21 protein-coding genes and 2 pseudogenes are annotated in these 24,349 nt (G+C 40.7%); 16 read left to right on the plus strand and 7 right to left on the minus strand.

All coding sequences use genetic code 11. The features are described 5' to 3' along the window. The coding region (locus AB5170_RS05790) for a DUF6382 domain-containing protein (RefSeq protein ID WP_368365048.1) at positions 1-1,393 on the plus strand (1,393 nt) is incomplete at its 5' end. Positions 1,394-1,522: 129 nt separating this feature from the next. Beyond that, on the plus strand, positions 1,523-2,161 hold the full coding sequence (locus AB5170_RS05795; RefSeq protein ID WP_270413477.1) for a rhomboid family intramembrane serine protease: 639 nt from the start codon (positions 1,523-1,525) through the stop codon (positions 2,159-2,161). Here the strand turns inward: AB5170_RS05795 and AB5170_RS05800 are convergent. Beyond that, complete coding sequence (locus AB5170_RS05800; RefSeq protein WP_173770896.1) at positions 2,092-2,781, minus strand: HAMP domain-containing sensor histidine kinase; 690 nt, start codon at positions 2,779-2,781, stop codon at positions 2,092-2,094. The genes AB5170_RS05795 and AB5170_RS05800 overlap by 70 nt on opposite strands. A 191-nt stretch (positions 2,782-2,972) precedes the next feature. Between AB5170_RS05800 and AB5170_RS05805 the strand changes: the two genes are divergently transcribed. Next, entirely contained in the window at positions 2,973-3,380 is a 408-nt protein-coding gene (locus tag AB5170_RS05805) for an HIT family protein (protein WP_118578001.1), read from the plus strand. Between the two features lie 17 nt (positions 3,381-3,397). Beyond that, on the plus strand, positions 3,398-3,925 hold the full coding sequence (locus AB5170_RS05810) for an RNA polymerase sigma factor (RefSeq protein WP_118578000.1): 528 nt from the start codon (positions 3,398-3,400) through the stop codon (positions 3,923-3,925). Positions 3,926-3,973: 48 nt separating this feature from the next. On the opposite strand, the gene AB5170_RS05815 is transcribed toward AB5170_RS05810, so the two are convergent. Next, positions 3,974-5,038, minus strand: a complete 1,065-nt coding sequence (locus AB5170_RS05815) for an undecaprenyldiphospho-muramoylpentapeptide beta-N-acetylglucosaminyltransferase (protein ID WP_173719051.1) — start codon at positions 5,036-5,038, stop codon at positions 3,974-3,976. Positions 5,039-5,158: 120 nt separating this feature from the next. On the opposite strand from AB5170_RS05815, the gene AB5170_RS05820 reads away from it, so the two are divergent. Next, positions 5,159-5,701, plus strand: coding sequence for a hypothetical protein (locus AB5170_RS05820; RefSeq protein WP_173770895.1), 543 nt, complete (start codon positions 5,159-5,161; stop codon positions 5,699-5,701). Between the two features lie 55 nt (positions 5,702-5,756). Beyond that, positions 5,757-7,373 carry an MBL fold metallo-hydrolase RNA specificity domain-containing protein gene (locus tag AB5170_RS05825; RefSeq protein WP_118577997.1) on the plus strand — a complete coding sequence of 539 codons (1,617 nt, stop codon included), beginning with the start codon at positions 5,757-5,759 and terminating at the stop codon, positions 7,371-7,373. Positions 7,374-7,423: 50 nt separating this feature from the next. Here AB5170_RS05825 and AB5170_RS05830 read toward each other — a convergent pair whose 3' ends face one another. Next, entirely contained in the window at positions 7,424-7,666 is a 243-nt protein-coding gene (locus AB5170_RS05830) for a TIGR03905 family TSCPD domain-containing protein (protein WP_118577996.1), read from the minus strand. A 204-nt stretch (positions 7,667-7,870) separates the two neighbouring features. Between AB5170_RS05830 and AB5170_RS05835 the strand changes: the two genes are divergently transcribed. Next, the gene (locus tag AB5170_RS05835; protein ID WP_118577995.1) at positions 7,871-8,569 is read left to right on the plus strand and encodes a 5'-methylthioadenosine/adenosylhomocysteine nucleosidase; all 699 of its coding nucleotides are present in this window, start codon (positions 7,871-7,873) and stop codon (positions 8,567-8,569) included. On the opposite strand, the pseudogene AB5170_RS05840 reads toward AB5170_RS05835, so the two are convergent. After that, positions 8,497-8,688: pseudogene (locus AB5170_RS05840) on the minus strand (DUF6783 domain-containing protein). The gene AB5170_RS05835 and the pseudogene AB5170_RS05840 overlap by 73 nt on opposite strands. Here AB5170_RS05840 and AB5170_RS05845 point away from each other — a divergent pair. The 9 genes and pseudogenes from AB5170_RS05845 to AB5170_RS05885 form a co-directional block, all read left to right on the plus strand. After that, positions 8,626-8,772, plus strand: a pseudogene (locus AB5170_RS05845) (DUF6783 domain-containing protein); the annotation flags it as partial. The pseudogenes AB5170_RS05840 and AB5170_RS05845 overlap by 63 nt on opposite strands. 36 nt (positions 8,773-8,808) lie before the next feature. Continuing rightward, complete coding sequence (locus tag AB5170_RS05850; protein WP_118577994.1) at positions 8,809-9,183, plus strand: hypothetical protein; 375 nt, start codon at positions 8,809-8,811, stop codon at positions 9,181-9,183. Between the two features lie 87 nt (positions 9,184-9,270). Further along, complete coding sequence (locus AB5170_RS05855; protein WP_173715847.1) at positions 9,271-10,470, plus strand: methyltransferase; 1,200 nt, start codon at positions 9,271-9,273, stop codon at positions 10,468-10,470. 11 nt (positions 10,471-10,481) lie between these two features. Then, on the plus strand, positions 10,482-12,932 hold the full coding sequence (locus tag AB5170_RS05860; RefSeq protein ID WP_173715848.1) for a hypothetical protein: 2,451 nt from the start codon (positions 10,482-10,484) through the stop codon (positions 12,930-12,932). Between the two features lie 149 nt (positions 12,933-13,081). After that, complete coding sequence (galT, locus tag AB5170_RS05865; RefSeq protein ID WP_118577991.1) at positions 13,082-14,572, plus strand: UDP-glucose--hexose-1-phosphate uridylyltransferase; 1,491 nt, start codon at positions 13,082-13,084, stop codon at positions 14,570-14,572. Positions 14,573-14,717: 145 nt separating this feature from the next. Further along, positions 14,718-16,226 (plus strand): InlB B-repeat-containing protein, encoded by a 1,509-nt coding sequence (locus AB5170_RS05870; RefSeq protein ID WP_173773067.1) that lies wholly within the window; start codon positions 14,718-14,720, stop codon positions 16,224-16,226. A 204-nt stretch (positions 16,227-16,430) separates the two neighbouring features. Next, positions 16,431-17,822 carry an asparagine--tRNA ligase gene (asnS, locus tag AB5170_RS05875; protein WP_173715850.1) on the plus strand — a complete coding sequence of 464 codons (1,392 nt, stop codon included), beginning with the start codon at positions 16,431-16,433 and terminating at the stop codon, positions 17,820-17,822. A gap of 14 nt (positions 17,823-17,836) precedes the next feature. Further along, the gene (locus AB5170_RS05880; protein WP_173769806.1) at positions 17,837-18,895 is read left to right on the plus strand and encodes a DNA repair exonuclease; all 1,059 of its coding nucleotides are present in this window, start codon (positions 17,837-17,839) and stop codon (positions 18,893-18,895) included. Between the two features lie 74 nt (positions 18,896-18,969). Continuing rightward, positions 18,970-20,475, plus strand: coding sequence for a hypothetical protein (locus AB5170_RS05885; protein ID WP_173769805.1), 1,506 nt, complete (start codon positions 18,970-18,972; stop codon positions 20,473-20,475). Between the two features lie 126 nt (positions 20,476-20,601). Here AB5170_RS05885 and AB5170_RS05890 read toward each other — a convergent pair whose 3' ends face one another. From AB5170_RS05890 to AB5170_RS05900, 3 genes are all read right to left on the minus strand, one after another. Then, positions 20,602-21,777, minus strand: coding sequence for a ribose-phosphate pyrophosphokinase (locus AB5170_RS05890; protein ID WP_118577986.1), 1,176 nt, complete (start codon positions 21,775-21,777; stop codon positions 20,602-20,604). Between the two features lie 3 nt (positions 21,778-21,780). Then, entirely contained in the window at positions 21,781-22,767 is a 987-nt protein-coding gene (locus AB5170_RS05895; protein WP_173715852.1) for an ATP-binding protein, read from the minus strand. Positions 22,768-22,832: 65 nt separating this feature from the next. Then, on the minus strand, positions 22,833-24,017 hold the full coding sequence (locus tag AB5170_RS05900) for a DnaD domain protein (protein WP_227200611.1): 1,185 nt from the start codon (positions 24,015-24,017) through the stop codon (positions 22,833-22,835). Positions 24,018-24,349 lie beyond the last annotated feature (332 nt).

Genomic DNA, 24,349 nt, shown 5'->3' on the forward strand with positions numbered 1-24,349 from the left:
ACCAGATACTTCTTCTTATCAGATGAGAATGCTGGTTGGCAATTCGATTCCATCTATTCTTAAATGCAGAGTGCAGGGAGTTGATGGACAGTTTATGGTGTGTTATGACATTACCTCCAAACAGTCTTTGCTTTCTCTTTATGAAGAAAAGAAAATGGGTTACGAAGATCTTCAGATGATCCTGGGTGGATTTGTGCAGGTGATGGAAGATATGTCAGAATATTTGCTGAATCCATGCAGGTTAGTATTGAAGCCAGAGTATATGTATGTAGATGTGGAAAAGAGACAGATCTATTTTTGTTATCTTCCTGGATATGATGAAGATGTGAGACAGAAATTTCAGGAACTGACAGAGTATATTCTTCCGATTCTGGATCATGAAGACTCAAAGGCTGTAATGCTTGGGTATGGAATATACAGAAGAGCTTTGGAAGACAGTTTTCATTTGGAATATATAAAAAAGGAACTTTATCAGGATAGAGAGGAAATAGAAAAAACAGTTGGTTCCTCAATTTTGCAGGAATCAGGCACTATGACAGAGAAAAGGTGTAATTCAGATGGCAGTGAGAAAATTGATCTGTTTGAAAATTATGGGGAGTCAAAAGAGGAAAAGCCTCAGGAAGAACATCTGGAAGAGTTGCTTTGGGAGGAAGAATTATCTGAAAAAAAGAAAAAAGATGTTGGGGGTACGTCTAAAGGATTTTTGATTTGGTGTGTAGCAGCTGGATTTTTTGCACTGGTGGTTGTGGCCGCAGAAACACTGGGGTATCTGCCGAGGGTATCTATGCAGGTTATTCTGGGAGTGGCAGCTGGGATTATGGTAATTGGAATGTTGTGTACCTGGGGTGTGTCCGTTATAAAGAATAAGAATTGCATCAGACATGAGAAAAAGGGACATCTGGAAATACAGAATAAAAGAGAAAATAAAAAAGTGAGTGAAGACTCAGGAAAAGATAAGGTGAACTTTAAAGATAGCATTGAAAGAAATACGACTTCAATGCAAAATACAGCAGAAGTATTGCACCAAAAAGAAAAAATATCAATATCACAAAAAAATTGCGGCGAAACAGTGGTGTTATCTGCGAATATTGTTACTGGACCGGCAACTCTTGTAAGCCGTGAACCTGGTGAACTTGCTACGATCTATCTTCAGAATGAACTTACGGTAATTGGGAAAATGGAGAATGCAGCGGATGCGGTGATCGATCTTCCTACAGTAAGCCGGATACATGCGAAGATACGGAAACGGGAGGGAGAATATTATCTTACGGATTTGAATTCACGCAATGGAACATCTGTAAATGGTAAAATTTTAAGAGGGGATGAGGAATATTGCCTTCAGGATCAGGATCAGATAGACTTTGCGCAGGCCAGGTATGTGTTTCTGAAATAAAATAACAGATTTATAAATTTACCGGGTCTGATCTGTTGAGGTATCAGAGAAATTGTGCTATACTTATTCTATTATCAGAAAGTAACAAAAACAGTCTCGAAAGTAGACTGAAAATATCGAGGTGATGGCGTGGAAGAAATAAAAAAAGAACCAATAACGGTTCTTTTTATACTTCTGAATATACTGATATTTCTTATTGTTGATTTTACCGGCGGATCAGAAAATACTGCTCACATGATTGAATGTGGAGCCGCCTATCCACCGCTGATTCTTGGAAATGGAGAGATATACAGGTTATTTACCTGTATGTTTCTGCATTTTGGAATTTATCATATTGCCAATAATATGCTTGTCCTTTTTGTACTGGGACAGCGCCTGGAACCGGTTGTAGGGAAGATTAAATTTATTTTAATTTACCTTCTTGGCGGTCTTGGTGGAAATATTTTTTCTTTTATTACGGAAATGAAATCAGCGGATTATGCAGTGTCAGCTGGTGCCTCTGGTGCCGTTTTTGCAGTAATGGGAGCAATGCTTTATGTAGTTATTCGAAATCATGGAAGAATTCAGGATATTTCCGTACGACAGATGATGATCATGGCCGGATTCTCATTGTATTTCGGTTTTACAAGTACTGGTGTAGATAATGCAGCCCATGTTGGCGGCATGGTTTGTGGATTTATCCTGGCGGCAGTTCTTTATCATCCGGGAAATTTTTCTGGCAGAACAATGTGGAAGGATGTTTCCCCATCGGATTCAATTTCTGCATAAATGTTTCCGCTGTGAGCCTGGATGATCTCTCTGGTGATTGCCAGCCCCAGTCCGGTTCCACCCTCTTTGAATGTTACAAATGGAGTAAAAATTTCATTCAGCTGTGATTCCGGTATGCCGCATCCATTGTCAGTTATGACAATATGTACCCTTTGGTCACTGGAAAAAGCACATAATTTTACTTTTCCATCAGCACAGGAAATTGCTTCTGCTGCATTTCTGAGCAGATTCAGTAAAGCCTGCTTTAATTTAACGGGATCAATAAAGAGGGCAGGCAGTGAGGGCGAAATATCAGTTTTTAAGGTAATGCCCAGGTACTGGTAAGTGGGCTGGATACTGGAAATAATTTCCTTAAGATAGGCAGTAAAAGCAGTTCTTTTCCGTTCAAGTTTATGGGCATTATTGTAATCCGAAAGATTATTTAACAATTCTTTGGTATACTCCAGATTAGCTGTAATATCATTCCAGTAATCAAATGAGACAACTTCAGGATGTGTGTCTTCAATCATCTGAATCTCACTGTTAATAAGTGCTATGGGATTGCGTATCTCATGGGAAAATCGTGATAGTATCAGATGAAATTCATCCTGTTTTTTGTTTAAGATTAAATTATTTTTCATAAGCTCACCTCAAGTGAAGTGTATCATTGAAGTGGACAAATGACAAATAAAATCGTACTTAAAAAATCGAGATTATTCGACAGAAATAAAAAATACTGTTCCAAAAATTTTTTAAAAAATTTTGGAAAAAAATGTGATTTTCGCTATTATCAGACGTATAATTTATATATTCTATTTGGGAGGATAAGACTATGAGTGATTGTATTTTTTGCAAAATTGCAAACGGAGAGATTCCATCAGCAACATTGTATGAAGATGAAGACTTCAGAGTAATTCTGGATCTGGGTCCTGCAAGTAAAGGACATGCCTTGATCTTGCCGAAAGCGCATGCGGCTAATATCTATGAGATATCAGATGATATGGCTGCGAAAGCAATGATTCTGGCAAAGAAAATGGCCACAAAAATGACCGAGGCGTTAAAGTGCGATGGTTTTAACATTGTACAAAATAATGGCGAACCGGCAGGACAGACTGTTTTTCATTTTCATATGCATCTGATTCCGAGATATGAAGGAGATCAGGTGGGAATTACCTGGAAACCTGGAACTTTAACAGACGAGGTGAAAAATGAAATCCTGGAGAAATTGAAAAGCTGCTAGAAAACGGGGTACACAAGATGAATAGCGAAGAATTTAACACATTTTACAGACGGTATTATAAAGTCTCTGTTAAAATCGCAAATGGAATTGTACAAAGCCGTTTTACAGCCGAGGATGTTACACAGGAGGTATTTTCATACTTTTACGAAATAAAAGAGAGACTGGATGCTTCCAGCGAAGAAAAGCTTCACGCATTGGTGGTATGGAAAACAACCAATAAAGGAAGGGACTACCTGAGAAAATCATATGTAAAGCGGGAAGTAATGTTTGACAATGATGTGGCTGAATTGCAGTATCGTACTACAGAAAGCGCAGAAGCGGCATTACTGGGGCTGGAAAAACAGAAATATTTATCAATGGCATTTGAAGGCCTGCGACGGAAAAATTTAATTAACTATATGATTTTTATGCGAGTTGTAATGGAAGGTGTATCTACTGAAGAAGTAGCGCGCGAATTTGGCTATACAAGAAATAATGTAAATAACAGAGTACTTAGAGCCAGAAAATGGCTTTTAGCAGAAATTTTAAGACTGGAAAAAGAGTAAAATTAAAAAGCATACCTCTGTTAAATAACAGAGGTATGCAGTGTAAAATCAGGAATGAATACATTCTTCAATGAGATTCACAATATGCTGAATAGAATTTAAGTTTTTGCCTGCAGACATAGCCGCAATATATTTATTACGTTCCTGATAGAGTTTGCGGATTGCCTCTAAGAGAGACGCTTCTGTAATCTCTTCCTCCTCCAGTACCATACTGTAACCCTGGCGCTCGAAGGAGCGGGCATTGAGAATCTGATCACCGCGGCTTGCCTTTGCGGACAATGGAATTAAGAGATTTGGCTTTGAAAGTGCGGCAAGTTCACAGATAGCATTAGCTCCTGCACGGGAGATTACTACATCTGCCAATGCAAACATGTCAGGAAGCTGTTCCTGAACATATTCATATTGGACATAACCTGTCAGCTGGATACTTTCATCCGTTTTTCCCTTGCCGCAAATATGAATAACCTGGAATTCTTTCAGCAGTTCAGGAAGAATTTTTCGTACATTTTCGTTTACAGAAGCAGCACCCAGACTGCCGCCAATTACCAAAAGAACTGGTTTATCTGAAGTAAAACCACAATATGCGCGAGCGTGTTCTTTATTACCATGGAGAAGCTCCTGACGAATAGGAGTACCTGTAAGAACTGCCTTATCTTTTGGAAGATTATTTACAGTTTCTGGAAAGTTACAGCAGACTTTTGTGGCGGAAGAAAGGCAAAGCTTATTAGCAAGTCCCGGAGTCATATCAGATTCATGAATGATTGCCGGAATGTGGCGTTTGCCTGCGGCAATTACCACTGGTACTGTTACGAAGCCACCTTTGGAAAATACTACATCAGGCTTTAATTTTTTCATAAGACTTTTAGCCTGAAAATAGCCTTTTATAACGCGAAATGGATCTGAAAAGTTTTTCAAATCAAAATATCGTCTTAATTTACCGGAAGCAATTCCATAGTAAGGAATACCAAGCTCCTCAATAAGCTGTTTTTCAATACCATTGTAGGAGCCGATGTAAGAAATTTTATAACTTTTTTCCTGTAAAGCGGGAATCAGAGCAATATTCGGGGTAACATGTCCGGCAGTACCACCGCCGGTAAGGATAATATGCTTCATAGGATCCTCCTGAATAAGTGTTTAATAGTTACAGTTCACTTTGTGAATAGCGACCTATTTAATAAATATGAACCCCTAAAAGGGAATTGTCAAGAAAAGAAAAAAATCTGGGAGAAAAAAATGAACAAAAAAAAGATAGGAGAGAAAACCGACAGTCGGTTAGAAGCTGAAATGATCAAAGAAGCAAAAATGATAGAAGAAAGTCTTCTTGGAAATGCTGCAAATGATTTTGAGATTTCGGATGAGGAACTGGATGAGGCGTATCAGCAGTTTTTAAAGAAAATGAAAGCAGAAGGCAAACTGGATGAAGATAAAATAAATGAGGCCAATTCTGCAAAAGCTATGAATAATGATACAAAGACTGCTGAAATAGTGAAGTTTCCAGGATTCCGGAACGAGGCGTCCAAAGAGGAAAATTTAAAAGATGCTCAATCAACAGAAAGTTCAGCTGAGGAAATTGATTTTATTGCAGGATTTTCTGATAAGCTACGTCAGTTTGAAAAAGAAGAAAATAAACCCTGGTACAAATATGGAAAGGCAGCAGGGATTGCAGTTCTTGCTGCAATCGGTATTCTTGCCGGAAGTATGGCAAGCCAGGCTGATTCAGCGAAATTTGTCAGCTCTGTTCAGCATATTATAAATAGTGAAGATGTTATGCCATAAAAACAGAAAAATATATGTAATATAAGTAAGAGTTCGGGTAAAAGGGGGAATCTGTATGAAGATCACTTTTATTGGAGCAACACATGAAGTTACCGGGAGCTGCTATTATCTGGAAGCAGCAGGAAAAAAGTTTCTTGTAGACTGTGGAATGGAACAGGGACCTGATTATTATGAAAATAAAGATATTCCTGTGCCTCCGGGAGAATTAGATTTTGTGCTTTTAACACATGCACACATGGATCATTCCGGAAATCTTCCTGCTATTTACGCAAAAGGCTTTAAAGGACCTGTATATGCCACAGAGGCAACCTGTAATCTTTGCGATATTATGCTCCGTGACAGTGCCCATATCCAGATGTTTGAGGCAGAATGGCGTAACCGCAAGGCAAAACGTCAGGGGAAGCCTGAATTTGTTCCAGCTTATACCATGGAGGATGCATTAGGGGTTATTCGTAATTTTGTAGGCTGTCCATATGAGACTGGAATAATTCTTGGCGAGGGGCTGAGAGTAAAGTTTATTGATGCAGGTCACCTTCTTGGATCAAGCAGTATTGAGGTGAATATCTGTGAAGCTGGAGTTGAAAAAACAATTGTATTTTCGGGAGATATAGGAAACAAAAATCAGCCGCTTATAAAAGACCCTGCCTATTTTAGAAAAGCAGACTACGTGGTAATGGAATCTACATACGGAGACCGGAGCCACGGAGAGAGACCAGATTATGTGCGCCTTCTGGCAGATGTCATTCAGGAGACCTTTGACCGGGGCGGTAATGTGGTAATTCCCTCTTTTGCAGTGGGAAGAACGCAGGAGATGCTGTATTTTATCAGACAGATAAAAGCAGAAGGCCTTATTCACGGGCATGATAATTTTAAAGTGTTTGTAGATAGCCCTCTTGCAAATGAAGCAACAAATATTTTCGGTATTCATAAATATGATTGTTTTGATGACGAGGCTCTGGAACTTATTCGAAAAGGAATCAATCCTCTTAGCTTTCCTGGTTTGAAGATATCCGTAACAAGTGAAGACTCAAAAGCAATCAATTTCGATGATGACTGTAAGGTGATTATTTCTGCCAGTGGAATGTGTGATGCAGGAAGAATTAAACATCACCTGAAACATAATCTGTGGCGGGAGGACAGCACCATTCTTTTTGTGGGCTATCAGGCTGTTGGAACTCCGGGACGCGCCCTTTTGGAAGGAACTCAGGAAATAAAACTCTTTGGTGAACCGGTGCACGTTGCAGCAAAAATCTGCCGTATGCCGGGAATCAGTGGCCATGCAGATGTAAATGGTCTGGTTGACTGGATAAAAGCATTTGAAGTAAAGCCTCAGAAAGTGTTTGTTACTCATGGCGAGGATACTGTGACAGAACTGTTTGCTGCAAGACTGCGTGATGAGATGAACTATGATGCATATGCGCCATTCAGTGGAACAGAATTTGATCTGGCTGAAGGCGAATTTCTGTACGAGGCAGAGGGCGTTAAGATACAGAAGCCTGCTGCGTTACAAAAAGCATCTAAGGCTGCAAAGGTATACGAAAAGTTGCTTGCGCTTGGATACAGACTGCTTTCCGTCATACGCAAAAACGAGGGCTGTGCAAACAAAGATCTGGAGAAGTTTTCAAGGGATGTCCAATCTTTATGTGATAAATGGGACAGAACTGATGGGTAAGTGTTACAGTCTGAAAAGAAATCCCCGGGACAAAAATCCCGGGGAAGTAATTATGAAATCGCTTCTTTTAAAGCAGTGGCAAGCTGGTCTGGGCATGAAGTAGGTCTGCGTCCACACTGGATTCCCTCCAGGCGTGCAATTACTTCTTTCGCCGGCATACCTTCTACAAGTTTGGCAACTCCCTGTGTATTTCCAGAACATCCACCAATAAATTTCACATTGTGAACTTTCTGTTCATCATCAATATCATATTGAATTGCCATAGAACAAACACCTTTTGTTTTATATTCCATTGTTTTTTCCTCCAATCGTTATGTAAAATCAGGAGCTCAGGAACGCTGGTCAGGTTATGAACAGCAATAGCTTTGCACCTTCTCTCATTATAGCAGAAGATATTATAAGTTTCCATGCCAAATTTAAGTTGGATATAGCAAGAAGTTTTGGTATAATGTCAGATGAAGAAGCAGTTAACTTTCAAAAACAGAGGAGAATGCTAAATGAAAACAATTGGTATTATTGGCGCAATGGAAGTTGAAGTTGCGATTTTAAAAGAAAAAATGGAAGATGTACGAATTATAAAAAAAGCTTCCATGGATTTTTATGAGGGAATACTTGCTGGGAAAAAGGTTGTTGTAGTGCGTTCCGGAATTGGCAAGGTAAATGCTGGTATCTGTGCTCAGATTCTGGCAGATGTATTTTCAGTAGATGCGATCATTAATACAGGAATTGCAGGAAGCTTAAATAAAAATATTAATATCGGTGATATTGTTCTTTCCACAGATGTTGTACAGCATGATATGGATGCTACCGGATTTGGATACCGCAAGGGACAGATTCCGCAAATGCCTGTATTTTTCTTTAATGCAGATGATAATCTCCGCAGACTTGCTGCAGAAGTATGTAAGGAAGTAAATCCGGATATTCAGGTATTTGAAGGAAGAATTGCTTCTGGAGACCAGTTTGTCTGCGATCAGGATGTTAAGAATCGAATTGTATCAGAGTTTTCAGCATATGCGACTGAAATGGAAGGTGCAGCCATTGGACAGGCAGCATACTTAAATGAAATTCCGTTTCTGGTTGTCCGTGCTATTTCTGATAAGGCTGATGGAAGTGCGCAGATGGATTACAGCGAATTTGAGAAAGCAGCTGTTGACCATAGTGTGAGGCTTACTTTAAATATGCTGGCGCGTATTTGAAAAATCATTCCCGCAATCTGCACGCCCCACTTTGCGGTATATTTTTCCCGAATTCAGTTGCCGTAGCCCGCTACGGCGCCATCATCCGGGCAAAATCTTCCACAAATTGTGACGTACATCTTGCAGAAAGCCTTTTTCAAACACGCTTTGGCGCGTATTTGAAAAATGGTGCAATTGACCGAAAAACGGAAGCTTGCATATAATGAGAGTGAAATGGAAAAGGAATCGAAATTGCTGATATGATATATAAAGATTTTTATCCATTTTACACAAGCTATGCAAATCCCTTGCTCTACCGGGGAGAAAAGGAACAAGAAGAGGAATTTTTTCTGATGAAATCCTACTATCCGGACACTGCCAGAAAGATACAGGAAAAAGTGGAAGAAGAATGTGATCTTCAGGATTATGAAGGCAGCCGGCTTTACGATGAATATCCTGACAGGTTTATGTTGTATCACCTTGGAAGGAAGATCGTGGATGAAGTAAGATCAGAGGCTGATATGGAAGCAATGTCTGATGGACTTCTTGGTGATCTGGTAGAAGTGCTTCTTTTTCATGAAATATCACGAAGAAGATGCCGACGAAGAAGATGCAGGGGAGATTTTTACAGATAAGACGCATCAAAATGACAATTAGAGGTTGCTGTGAGCGGAGTGAACAGTAACGATTACAGAATATAAAAGAAAATATTTATAATAAAAATGAAAACAATAGATGAATATTTAGAGGAACAGATAAATGAACAGCTGTGTCAAGCTATCCTAAGCGGCAGCAGAGGGGACGGACCATCCAAAGTAAAAATACGCCCGGTAGAAATCCGGGGGAAGGTGGTTTATCAGGCTTCTGAAACTGTAGGGACGAAGGTGCTCCATAAAAATTATTCCAGAGAGGAACTGATCTCATATTTAAAAGCGGGGCTGCAGCATGATTTTTCTCAGCTTCAGGCAAGTGGGATGGCGCTGGATGGAACTATTCTGGTAAGCAAAAAAGGAAAGATGACCATAAAGACCAGACGTCATCCCGAAAATGGAAAAGGTCTGGCTTTCGGAAAGGACAAGACCTTCAGCAAGGGCACGCAGATATTGGCCCACAATCGTGTAAAGCAGTACATACTTAAGGAAAATATTCCAGTCCCCTTTCTTGTTGATCTTGGTGTTATGAATAAGGAAGGCAGGATTATTACCCAAAAATACGATAAGTTCCGACAGATCAATCGATTTCTGGAATTTATTCAGGACATTCTTCCAAGACTGGATCAACAGCGGGAAGTGACCATTCTTGATTTTGGATGCGGAAAGTCCTATCTTACATTTGCCATGTATTACTATCTGAGAGAACTGAAAGGTTATGATGTAAATATTATTGGTCTGGATCTGAAAACAGATGTAATAGAAAAATGTAATCATCTTGCAGTAAAGTATGGATATGAAAAACTGCATTTTTATCAGGGAGATATTGCTGATTATGAAGGTGTTTCTTCTGTTGATATGGTAGTAACCTTGCATGCCTGTGACACAGCTACAGATTATGCTCTTGCGAAGGCTGTGGAATGGGGAGCGAAAGTTATTTTGTCTGTACCCTGCTGTCAGCATGAGGTAAATAGACAGATAAAAAATGAAGTGTTGGAGCCTGTACTGAAATATGGCATTCTTAAGGAGAGAATGGCTGCTTTGATGACAGATGGAATTCGAGCCAATCTGCTGGAAAGTATGGGATACGAAACTCAGATTCTGGAATTTATTGATATGGAGCATACACCCAAGAATTTGCTGATCCGTGCTGTAAAGACAGGCAAACCAAAAGATATGAAGAGTACAGTGCAGCTTATGAAGGAACTGCATATAAATCCTACACTGGAAAGACTTCTGTACCGTGAAGGGGAGGTACAATCAGAGAGTTAAGAGGAGAAAGAATGATTAAATTTTTACGCAGAGCAGTGATTCTCCTGTTTGTTTTTGTTCTCGGCGTGGCAGGAAGTTCGTTCCTGCTGAATAGTGAGACTACGGATGACCGCTCTGATATGAATGATCCGGTTTTTCCGGAGGTAATGGTTGATTTTGATGGAAATTATGCAAACAGGATGTATGGTTATGCACAGCCTATGCAGTCTGATTTTACCAGGGACAGTGTGACGCCTATTGATACATCCAAGGAACTGTCCTTTGTCATAAATGCCTATGATACAAAGGTGAAAAGCCTTTCCTATGAGATACGTACTTCAGATGGCAGTAAGGTACTGGAAAACCGTAAGATTAAAAGTCTGGATAAACAGGACAGCTATCTGACAACAACAATTAAGCTGAGCAGTGATCTTTTGATGAATCAGGAGTATTCTTTGCAATTATCTCTTGAGACAAATAAGGGAACAGCTTATTACTATACAAGAGTAGTTTCCAGATCCAATGTGAATGCTGCTCAGTACGTGAAGTTTGTTGCGAGCTTTTATGAAAAATGTCTGGATAAAGCGTCCGCCGAGGATCTGACTGCTTACCTGGAATCAGACACATCCAGTACGTCTACCAACTATACAGACATTAATATCAATTCTACATTTGCCCAGATCAGCTGGGGCAATCTGAACCCTCAGATTTACAGAAAGGGAATTCCTGTAGTGAAGGATATTAATGAAACCACAGCCAGTCTTTCTGTTGAATATCAGATTGCGGCACTGGATGAAAATGGAAACCAGGAAATCTATGATGTGACAGAATTTTACCGGATGCGTTATACTGAAACCAGAATCATGCTTCTGGATTTTAAACGAAGTGCATCACAGGTATTTGAGGAAAGCTCCATCAGCATTTCCGACAAGGGGCTTTTACTTGGAGTCAGAGACAAAAATGTGGAATATATGATGAATGAAAACGCAGGAGTTCTTGCTTTCGTTCAGGAAGGGGATTTATGGTCTTATTCTCCTGATGATGGAAAATTTTCCAGAATTTTCAGTTTTCGCAAAGAAACGGATGGAGATTTCAGGGATTCCAGATACCAGCATAATATAAAGATCATCCGTGTGGAAGATAACGGAGATGTGGACTTTGTTCTTTATGGATATATGAACAGAGGCGTTCGGGAAGGATACTGTGGTGTTTGTGTATATCATTACAGCAATGATCAGAATGTGGTGGAAGAAAAAGTATTTATTCCGTCTACAGAATCCTACGAATTCCTGAAAGAGGATCTTGGAACATTATCCTATGTCAGTACAGAAAATGCTCTTTATCTTTTATTTGCAAATAAGCTTTATAAGATAAACATTTCAGATGGTACCAGTGAGGTTCTTGAGGAAGGAATTAAAATAGATGACTTTGCTGTTTCGGATACAGGTGCACATGCTGCATGGATCATTCAGGAAGGTGAAAGCGCCGGAAATATAAAAGAAATAGATTTTGAAACATTAGAAACCAGGAGTCTTGCACCATCTTCAGGACAGTCTTTAGTGCTGAATGGATTTATGAATGAAGATCTTGTTTATGGAATCGTAGTTGATGGAGATGTGATCGCAGACGATAATGGTCATGAGACTACGGGGATTCATACGGTCCGTATTGAAGGATTTGATGGAACTTTGAAAAAAGAATATCATCAGGATGGATTGTATGTAACTGATATTACCATGGGAAACACTATGATGGAATTTCAGTTGTCCAAGAAGACAAAAAAAGGATACAAAGCAGTAAGCAAGGATAATATTCTGAATAATTCCAAAGCCTCGACCAATACTGTATCCGTGGAACTTGTGACAAATTCCAGAACCGGAACTCAGATACGACTGGCTCTCACTGAAACGCCTGAAATTCAGGAACCGTTAGTCGTTTATGCAAAAATGAAAAATATAGGTGATGACCGTATTATTCTGGATACGCAGATTCCTGAGGAAGATATTTACTATGTTTATGCAAAAGGAGGATTGGACAGTACATTCACAGATCCTGCACTTGCGCTTCAAAGAGCAGATGATCAGACTGGTGTTGTGCTGAATCGTGCTCAGCAGTATGTATGGGAGCGTGGAAATAAGAAGACAAAGCTGACTCTTAATCTGGAGGATGTGCCGGAAGCAATGAAGAGTGCATCCCTGGATGTTACAGCACTGCAGGAGGCTCTTGGGGATGAGGGTACTATCATTGATTTGTCTGGTTGTACATTAGACAGTGTCTTATATGAGGTCAGCGCCCAGCGTCCGGTAATTGCCAAGACCGAGGATAATACCAGTGTTGTGATCATTGGATATGATGAATATAACACATATCTGTACGATCCGCAGAAAGGGGAAACTTATCCTTACGGTATGAATGACAGTACGGAGCTGTTTGAAAAGGCCGGCAATATTTTTATAAGTTATGTTGAGAAACTGAAGCTTTAAAGTGGCTGTTGGGAAAGCCAGTACAGTCCGATATTGAACATGTATGCAAAAAATGCTAGATGTGAAAGATGCAGCAAAGTGGTGGTTAACAGTCTGTCTGTGGTGGAGGACAGACTGTTAAAAATAAAGCAACAGGAAAGGACAGAAAAATGCTAAGCGAAAGTATTAAAAAACTGGTACAGTATGGAATTGAGACAGGGCTGACTCCTGCCTGTGAGAAAAACTATACAACAAATCTTCTTCTTGATGTTTTTAAAGAAGATGAATACACAGAACCGGCAGAGGAATATTCTGATATTAATCTGGAAGAAGTTCTGAAAGAACTGTTAGACGAAGCTGTAGAACGTGGTCTGATTCAGGACAGTGTGGTTTACAGAGATCTGTTTGATACAAGATTAATGAACTGTCTTATGCCCCGCCCGGCTCAGGTACAGAAGTCTTTCTGGGAAAAATATGAGAAATCTCCGGAAGAAGCAACAGATTATTTCTATAAATTAAGCCAGGACAGTGATTATATTCGTCGTTATCGTGTAAAGAAAGACCAGAAATGGACTGTGGATTCTCCTTATGGAGCAATTGATATTACAATCAACCTTTCTAAGCCAGAGAAAGATCCGAAAGCTATTGCTGCGGCAAAGCTTATCAAATCAAGCAGCTATCCCAAATGTCTGCTTTGTCCGGAAAATGAGGGATATGCAGGCCGCGCAAATCATCCTGCAAGAGAGAATCACAGAATCATTCCGATCACAATCAATGATAGTCCGTGGGGAATGCAGTACTCTCCTTATGTTTATTATAATGAGCATTGTATTGTATTTAATTTCCAGCACACACCTATGAAAATCGAGAGAAACACATTTATCAAGCTGTTTGATTTCGTGAAGCTGTTTCCACATTATTTTCTGGGGTCAAATGCAGACTTACCGATTGTGGGAGGTTCTATTCTCAGTCACGATCATTTCCAGGGCGGCCATTATACGTTTGCTATGGCAAAGGCTGAAATTGAGAAATATGTAACTATTCCGGGCTATGAGGATGTGGAGGCTGGTATTGTAAAATGGCCGCTGTCTGTACTTCGTATCCGTCATAAAGATGAGAAGCGCCTGATTGATCTGGCAACTCATGTGCTGGAGGTTTGGAGAGGCTATACAGATGAGGCTGCATTCATTTTTGCAGAAACGGATGGTGAACCTCATAATACGATCACTCCGATCGCACGTAAAAAAGGTGATATGTATGAGTTGGATCTGACTCTGCGAAACAATATTACCACAGAAGAAAATCCTCTTGGCGTATATCATCCGCATGCACAGTACCATCATATTAAGAAGGAGAATATCGGTCTGATCGAGGTTATGGGCTTGGCAGTTCTCCCTGCGCGACTAAAAGAAGAACTGGAGCTTTTGGAAGAATATATTCTGGATGGCAAGGATGTTGCTTCTAATGAGAAGATTGAAAAACATGCGCAGTGGGTAAAAGAATTCCTTCCGAAGTACGATCATCTTGATAAAGACAATATTGAAGAGGTTCTTCATAAAGAAGTTGGAAATGTGTTTGTTCACGTGCTGGAAGATGCTGGTGTTTACAAATGTACAGGAGAGGGCAGAGCTGCATTTATGCGTTTTATTGAAAATTTGTAACCAAATCATAAAGACAATCTTTTGGGGTTGAAAGAATGTGTCCGTTTGATTATACTGAAGACAGCACAGAAGATGAAATAAGAACTATTTATTTTCTGTGCAGATGATGAAAGCAGGAGAGACATTAAAAAGCAGAGGAGTGCCTATGAAAAATAAAACAAAAAGAAAAAATAGGATTTTCCGGGTTCTGTTGGCCACAATGTTGATTTTGTTCGGAGTTTCATTTAGAAATGATGGAAAAATTGGGATTAGTGGTGTTCAGTCTGTACAGGCGGCCACTAAGAACGTAGTTGTCAGATTCTGGAATCAAAGTGGAAAAACATCTTATTCCAAGCTGCGTATAAAGGTAAGTGCCGGGAAAAAAATTAAGCTTCCGGCAGTTCCTGCAATTACCGGATACAAAAATCTTGGCTGGTCCACTCAGAAAAACGATACCAAAGCGGTATATGCCGCGGGGAAAAAAATACGTCTGAAAAAGAATATAAATCTGTACGCGGTGCGTAAAAAAGTTGGTATATATAAAGTTTATTTCTATGATAATACCGGAAGCACCAGTACAGTATTTAAGAAACTAAACAAAGCTGTTACAAAAAACGGATATCTTACCTTGCCAGAGCTTCCACAAAAAAGCGGCTATAAGGCAGTTGGATGGAGTACTAAAAAGAATGCTTCCCAAGCGGCGTATACAGAGGGACAGAAGATTCGAATCAAAAAAAATATAAAATTATATGCTGTTTACGAGTCTGATACAACATTTACGGTGGCTTTGTGCAAGAATGATGGAACCGTTTACAAGACAGAGAATGTAGCATCTGGAAGTTCTTATACATTGCCGTCTGTAAGAAATGCATCCGGATACACCTTTATGGGATGGGATATCCAGTTAGGAAAAAGCACAGCACCGCGTTATGAAGCTGGTGATACTATTACAGTAAACAGCAACATAAAGCTGTATGCAGTTGTGTTTAACCGTTCCGCTGAGGAAGACCTGACTCTTTCAGAGCTTCTGCAATCCGCAAGCAGCTGGAAGATTGGAAATGGCAGCAGCCGGGGGTACAATCACATTATTTTTGTAGGAGACTCCCGTACCAATCGTATGCAGAGAACGCTGCAAAATTTAAATTCAGGGTATTATGAGTCGAATCTGCTGCGTGATATTGATTTTGTATACGAAGAGGGAAAGGGCCTTGAATGGCTGAAGTCTCAGGGAATGAATACGGTTCTTTCTATTGCAGAAGAGAATTATTCCGTTCTGAAACCGACTGCGGTTATTTTTAATCTGGGAGTAAACGATCCTGGAAATATGTATGATTATATTTCTTATTATCAGGAGATTGCTGAGAGCTTACAGAAAAAGAACTGCAAGCTGTTCTTTATGTCGGTGAATCCGGTAAACAGTAAGACAATCGAATATCTTGGTAAGAATGCAATCCGAAAAGAAGAAGTAATCCGCAAATTCAATTCTGTTGTGGGTAGTGCTCTTGGCAGCACTTTCGAATATATTGATACGTATTCTTATCTGATGGAGAATGGATATGGTACCAATATTAGTGGAACTGGAGTTGACCTGCCAGACGATGATGGACTTCATTACACCACCAAGACTTACAAACGAATTTTTAAGTATTGTCTGGATTATCTTATATTGCATTAAACGTTCAGAGAAATACTGAGAATGAGGCAACTTTGCAATAGGAAAATACTTACAGAAGAGAAGATCTTTGTCCAAAAGTGTCGAAGCTTAACAGACAGGATCTTCTTTTATTCCCTGGAAAAATATCCTTGCGCGAATAAGAGGAATAGTCTATACTATAGAGAAATGAGTGTTTGGAAAAATGAGGAGAAAGAGGAACTAATTATGAAACTTACAACAGTAAAAGAGATTTACAGAGAACGGGATAAATACCTGGATCAGGAAATCACCGTAGGCGGCTGGGTACGAAGCGTTCGTGATTCCAAGACCTTTGGATTTGTTGTTCTCCATGATGGAACATATTTTGAGACCCTTCAGATCGTTTACCATGATACAATGGACAATTTTGCTGAGATTTCCAAACTGAATGTAGGCGCAGCGATTATTGTAAAGGGAACTCTGGTAGCGACTCCACAGGCGAAACAGCCATTTGAGATCCAGGCTGCAGAGATTTCTGTAGAGGGAACATCTGCACCAGATTATCCGCTTCAGAAGAAACGCCACAGTCTTGAGTATTTAAGAACGATCACACATCTTCGTTCCAGAACAAATACCTTCCAGGCTGTTTTCCGTGTACGTTCCCTCTGTGCATATGCAATACACAAATTCTTTCAGGAGAGAGGTTTTGTTTATGTACACACTCCGCTGATCACAGGAAGTGACTGCGAGGGTGCAGGTGAGATGTTCCAGGTTACAACCATGGATCTGAATAATATTCCTACAGATGATAAGGGAAATATTGATTACTCTCAGGATTTCTTTGGGAAAGAGACAAACCTGACTGTAAGCGGTCAGTTGAACTGTGAGACATTTGCACAGGCATTCCGTAATGTATATACATTTGGACCAACTTTCCGTGCCGAGAACTCCAACACCACACGTCATGCAGCTGAGTTCTGGATGATCGAGCCTGAGTGTGCATTTGCTGATCTTGAAGACAACATGAATCTTGCAGAAGCGATGCTGAAATATGTGATTGGATATGTTCTTGAGAATGCTCCGGAGGAAATGAACTTCTTCAATTCTTTTGTGGACAAAGGACTTCTTGACAGATTGAACCATGTGGCAAGCTCTGAGTTCGGTCGTGTTACTTATACAGAAGCAATTGAGCTTCTCGAGAAGAATAATGACAAGTTTGATTATAAAGTATCCTGGGGATGTGATCTGCAGACAGAACATGAGCGTTATCTGACAGAACAGATTTTTAAGAAACCTATTTTTGTTACAGACTATCCAAAGGAAATTAAAGCATTCTATATGAAAGCAAACGAGGATGGCAAGACTGTTGCAGCTATGGACTGCCTGGTTCCTGGAATTGGTGAGATTATCGGTGGAAGCCAGAGAGAGGATGACTATGGTAAGTTGAAAGCTCGTATGGAAGAGCTTGGGCTGAAGGAAGAAGACTATGACTTCTATCTTGATTTGCGTAAATATGGTTCTACACGTCATTCAGGATTTGGTCTTGGATTTGAGCGCTGTGTAATGTATCTCACAGGAATGGGCAATATCCGTGACGTAATTCCATTCCCGAGAACAGTTAACAACTGCGATTTATAAAACGAGGTAAAAGAATGAGATTTATTCATCTTGCAGATGTACATCTTGGTGCAGTGCCCGACAGAGGCTGCCCATGGAGTGACAAGCGGGAGAATGAAATCTGGGAAACATTCCGCCGGGTTATTGCGGGTATCCGCGAAAATCCGGTGGATTTGTTATTTATAGCCGGAGATTTGTTCCATCGTCAGCCACTTCCATATGAATTGAAAGAAGTAAACGAGTTATTTTCCGGAATACCGGAAACAAGGGTATATTTAATGGCAGGAGAAAGGGATTATCTGAAAGAAAATTCTTTTTACAGAACTTTCACCTGGGCACCGAATGTGACTTTTTTTCCAGAAGAGAAGGTAACCTGTGTGAAAGATACGCAATTCGAGGTATATGTTTATGGAATGAGCTATGAACATTCACAGATCAGACAGCCCTTGTATGATGGCGTACGCCCTGTGAAAAATAATGGAGTGCATATTCTTATAGCTCATGGCGGTGATGAAAGCCATTGCCCATTAAATACAGCTGCGCTTGCAGGAGCAGGTTTTGATTATATTGCATTGGGTCATTTCCATACTCCCCAGAACGTAATAAGAGATGTGGCTGCTTACAGCGGAGCTCTTGAGCCAATTGAAAGCAATGATCTGGGAGCACATGGCTACATTGAGGGAAGGATTGAAAATGGAAAAGTGAAAACCAGATTTGTGCCGTTTTCTATTCGAACCTATAGTCAGCTTCTTCTCAATGTAAATGAAGAAAGCACCCAGCTATCTATTGAAGAAGCTTTGAAGGATGAGATATTTAAAAAGGGCGGACTGAATATATATCGTGTAATTCTTCAAGGGAAAAGAAAACCAGAGCTTTTTTTGATTCCGGAAAAACTGAAATCCTTTGGAAATATTACAGAAGTACTGGATGAGACCAGACCTGCTTATGATCTGGAAGAACTGCAAAAAAAATATGCCGGAACTTTGATAGGGGATTATATCTGCTTTTTTATGGAAAAAAACAGAAATACAGTGGAAGATAAGGCCCTGTACTATGGTTTGCAGGCACTGTTGGAGACAAGACATTCCAGCTGACACAAAGCAGATAGTAACAGAAAATATGTATTGCAGTGTAAAATTGAGATGTATGTGCGAGGGAATAAGGTTATATGATTTTTAAACGCATATTAATAAATAATTTTGGTGGGCTTCGGGAAAAAGACATAGAACTGACCTCTGGAGTAAATGTGCTCTATGGACTAAAAGAAACAGAAATGAACATTGTGTTTATCTTTGTGAAGAGCATGTTCTTTGGAGTGCCTGAGGAAATGCAGGAAAAGAATGGAATTTATGAAAAAGCAGGAACTGAAGCTTCCCGGGAAAAATATGGTGGAACTATATGGTTTCAGCACAATGGAAAAGATTACCGCCTGACGCGGGAAACAGGGGCAGGAATCCATAATTGTGAGCTGTTCTGTGAAGATACCAGAGAAATTTTAAATGGGGAAAATGGAGCCCTCGAGAGGATCCTTGGGGGATTTAGTGAGAACCTGTTCGACAATACTGTTATGGTAGAATCACTTAGCGGTAGTTCTTCCAGGGAAATGGCAAAGGAACTACAGAATAAACTGGCTGTTCTCAGCAAAAGCGGAGATGGTCTGGTGGATCTTGGAAGAACGGAGCAGATGCTGAAGATGTGGCGCAAGGGATATCTCACCCAGAAAGAACGTGGCAGGAAAGCAGTTCAGAGAGAACAGGAAAAACTGAGCGAGAAACTGGAAAGTCTGCAGAATGACCTGGATGGACTTCGGGACCAGAAGGGGCAGGTGGTTCAGGCGCAGGCAAAAATCTATTCGGCAGCAGGGAAAGAAGCCACTGTGATTGAAGAACAGCTGCAGACTATAGAGAAAAAGAATCTGGGAATGGTGATAGCAGGTATTCTGGCCGTTATTGTGGGAATTATTGGTATTGTTGGAAGATTTCAGTTAACTGATGAGATGTCTAAAATAGGAATGGATGTATGCATCATTGCTGCTGTTGTGGCAATGGTTTATACACTTACTGCACGAAGAAAGCTGCATATGGAGTTTGTAAAGCTAAAGAAGAAAAAAGTGTATTTGCAGTCACAGCAGGAAAAGCTGAAATCCAGTAAAGAAGATATTGATGGAATTTACGGTGAGAAACTGACTGCTTTTACGAATTTGCAGAGCGAATATCAGGAATTTGAGCTGGAAATGTCACTTCCTACTTCTGAAGATCTGGAAACACAGTCCTTGAACCTGGCTATGGATACCATTAAAGAGCTGTCACGCAGTATTTATCTTGAGAAAGGCAGAAAGATTCGGATACGAGCATCCCAAATTTTCAGGGAACTTACAGATGGAAAATATATAGAGTTCTATGGAGATGAGGGACAGAGTTTGGAACTGTGTCTGGAAGAGGGAACTGTTTTGGCAGAAAATCTGGAAAAGGAAAACCTTGAAATGCTGTATTTTTCTATTCAGATGGCTGCTGCTGAGTTGTTCACGAATGAAACTGTTTTTCCAGTTATTTTGGATGATATTTTCCATGGGAAGAATCAGGATAAGCTTATGGCAGTTTTCAGGTGGCTGAAAAAACAGCCCAGACAGGTGCTGCTTTTTACCAATAATAAGGATATGGCTGACATTTTTTAGAAAACTGTTACAGTGAATGTTAAGTGCTCACGAAGCATGTAACTGTGAAAGTACTGAACAGTTACAAATAAATGATAACAAAACAAGAGGCTGACACCTGGAAGGGTCAGCCTCAAATTATTTTATTTATTTCTCATACTGTGCCATATATTTGTTTACACAGCGTTTAATCCTGTCAACTGGATTCAGCAGATGGCTTACAGACATATCATGATTCAGTGTATCAATGATCAGTGCAATGTATTTGCTCATATCACAGGAAATGTAATATGGTTTTGCAAGAAGTTCCTCAGACTGATATACCATATTGGTAGTGAGAAGCTTGTCAAACACGCCAGCAGCATGTGCTTCATCGAATTTCTTAAGGTTGTCTGTAAACAGACCGAAAGTGGAGCAAAGGTAAATTCTGCCGGCACCCCTGTCCTTAAGAAGAGAAGCAATCTTCAGGATAGTGTCACCAGAAGAGATCATGTCATCAATCAGGATCATATCCTTGCCTGCTACATTTGGACCAAGGAACTCATAGGCTGCAATCGGATGTCTTCCTCCTACATTCTTGGAGTAGTCAAGGCGTTTGTAATACATGCCCATATCAACACCCAGGATGTTTGCAAGATAGATCGCACGGCTCATGCTGCCCTCATCCGGGCTGATGATCATAAAATGCTCATTGTCAATGTGAAGTCCCTGCTCATGGTTAAGAAGAGCCTTGATAAATTGATAAGAAGGCTGAACAGTCTCAAATCCATGAAGTGGGGTGGCATTCTGAATCTGTGGGTCATGTGCGTCGAAAGTGATAATATTTTCAACTCCCATATTTATCAGTTCATGAAGGGAAGTAGCACAGTCAAGAGACTCTCTTCCAATACGCTTGCTCTGACGACCCTCATAAAGGTATGGCATGATTACATTCACGCGGCGGGCCTTTCCTCCAATAGCTGCAATTACACGCTTCAGATCCTGATAATGATCATCCGGAGACATTAGGTTGGTGTATTTGCCAATTGGATATGAGATGTTGTAGTTACATACATCTACAAGAATATAAACATCATCTCCTCGTACGGACTCGGTGATCACACATTTACCCTCGCCGGAACCGAAACGCGGGTTCTGAACTTTGATTGTATAGGAATCTCTTTTGTATCCTTCAAAGGCGAAAGAATCTGATTCTGAATGCTCACGCTCCTTACGCCACTTAACGAGCCATTCGTCGACTTTCTGTCCAAGGCTCCTGCAGCTTTCCAAAGGAACTAATCCCAGCCTTCCAACGGGAAGTGTAGTCAATTCTTCTTGTGCCATTCTTTACTTTCCTCCTAAAAAAATTTTCTGAATGCGGATATCTTTTCCCACAAGCTTAGTCATCTGATAGTTGCTGGCGATGCGGGAAAAGGTTCTCTCAGAATAAGTTGCTGAGAAATCTTCCAGCTTCAGGTTTGTGGAAATAATCGTAGATTTCTTGCGCATGATCCGCTCATTGATACACAGGAAAAGCTGTGAAGATACAAAGCTGTTGGTAAGCTCTGTACCCAGGTCATCAATGATCAGCAGGTCACAGTCAAAAATCGGTTCATCATCGGGAGCGTCATTGCCTCTGGAAAAAGCAGAGCCTGCAAGAAAATCAAAAAGCTCGAATGAAGAAAAATAAAGCACACAGTGTGCACTGTCCAGAAGATCGTGAGCGATGCAGTGGGAAAGAAAGGTCTTGCCCACACCGGTGTCGCCGTAGAAAAACAGGTTCTGGAAAGAATTGTCAAAGTCAGCGACAAATTCCTTCGCCATCTTATACGCGCGACGTGCAGTCTCACGTTCGGTGAGTCCCGTTGAATCATTTGTTATTGTATCAGAATAAAAGTCAAAAGAAAAGTGGTCAAAGTTCTCTTTTTCAAGAATTTCTTTTAAATTTGACTGTGTATACAGAAGTTCGATCTCTGCCTTCTTGAAACAGGAGCATTTCTGGCTGCCGATATAGCCAGTATCCTGGCAAAGAGGGCAGGTGTAGCTCATCTCCAGATAATCAGCAGGATAGCCGGAAGAAAGCAGTAATGCAGTGCGTTCCTGGGAAAGCAGGGCAATATCATTGCGAAGATCTTCAATGCCGACTTCCTGGCGGCTGATCAAGGCCCGGGCCTTCCTGGCACTTAAAGTAGCTACTTCCTCGTCGATTTCACGCAGACGGGGAATTTTCTCATAGGCTTCAGCAAGATGCTCTTCCTGTATGCGGCGGTTCCTGGCCTGGCGACGGTTGTATTCCCGCATTATAGTATCGTATTGGTAATTCTGTAAGGGCATGTAAATTCTCCTTCCAGGTTATAAGACGTTCGTATGTGTTTTAAAGAAAAATCTGTTTCCAGGATTTAATTTGGTTTGTTAAGCAGTTTCTTCTCATATTCAGCAAAATCGTAGTCACGCTGATGGAAATTGTTAAAGCGGTTTGGGGCTGCGGATTTCGGCTTGTCTGCCTTCGACACTGCTTTTTCCAGCTTGCGCTTCTGGTGCTGGGCATCCTGAAGACGGACATCCCCTAAAGTTCGGATGTTTTTATCCTTCCAGCGCTGCAGAATTTTGTCTGCATATGGAAAACTTGGCTGTCCAGTCTGCAGAATTGTCCGTGAGCAGGCTTCCTGAATCAATTCCATGGCAAAACCATAGTCCCTGGTCCAGGTATTGATCAGCGAAATTTCCGCGTCTGAAGGATTGCGGTTGGCAATTCCCATCGCTTTCAGAACAGAAAAATATTCTTTGCTGTAGCGGGAGGTGGAATCCTTTGCCATTTCAACTGTGGTAATTCCTTCCTCCTTCCATGCCATGGCAACCGTCTCGATATAACGGATGCTGCGGTGGTCACGTCCTACACAGTATTCGATCAGATAATCGATCAAATCTACAGACATGTGCAGCTCGTCGTAGAAAAACAGGATTTTGCGTGTCTCTGTGGGGGTGAGCGTTTTGCCGAGGTATTGCTCGGCAATGTAAAGAAGCTGGATAATATCTTCATTCTGTTTCAGCTCCTTCACCCGATCCGGGGTAAGCGCTTTCGTTTCGGAAAGTGGTTTGGAGAAAGAAGGGGGGACAGGCAGATCGGTGCTGCGGCGGGAGACCTGATCAGTCTGCAACGGTTTATCAGTGGGGACACTGGGAATGCCGGCTGTGGGTTCTGGGGCAGAAATGTGATAAGCATCAGGCACATCTCCGAGCGAACCAGCGTTACAGATACCTGCGGGAGTCACCGTAGCCAGCATATCTGCTTCATTCCACGGTGCCTGTAAGGTAATTCCTGTCAATTCAGCTTCCTCGTATAAGAGGGTAATCAGCTTCTCAGACTCCCAGTATTTCAGCGCACGGAGGATATCTCCTTCTGTACAGAACAGGGAATCTGCCATCTGGGAAAGCCCGAAAGCTTCCTCCGGGCGGCCAAGCATACGGAGCAGATAAATATAGACTTTTACAAATTCTCCATTTGCCTTTGGCATAAAACGGTCGATAAAAATATTGGATAAAATGGTGGCATCATTAAGCCCTGTACTATGTAACCTGATCATGGAAACACTCCTTATCTGGGAATATGAATCATCACTGTTCATTGTGTTTGCATTATAGCACACCCCTTTTTAAATGAGAATAGGAGATTTTTTGCCGGGATTTTTACAAAATGTGTGTGGACTACTATGTGGATAATGTGGATAATGTGGAAACCAAGTTGCACATAATGTTTATGGGAAACCCGAAAAATGCGGAAAATTAAAGAAAAACTGTGATTTTTGTCGAGTTATGTCGTAGTATTATGTTAAGCACTTTATACACATAAGAATCCACATGCAGGCCAGTGCAAAAATGTGCATAAGCCTGTGGATAATGTGGATAACTATTAAAT

Origin of the sequence: Ruminococcus sp. RTP21484sp1_RTP21281st1_A8_RTP21281_210402, assembly GCF_040914025.1 — a bacterium.
GTDB classification, from domain to species: domain Bacteria; phylum Bacillota; class Clostridia; order Lachnospirales; family Lachnospiraceae; genus Blautia_A; species Blautia_A faecis.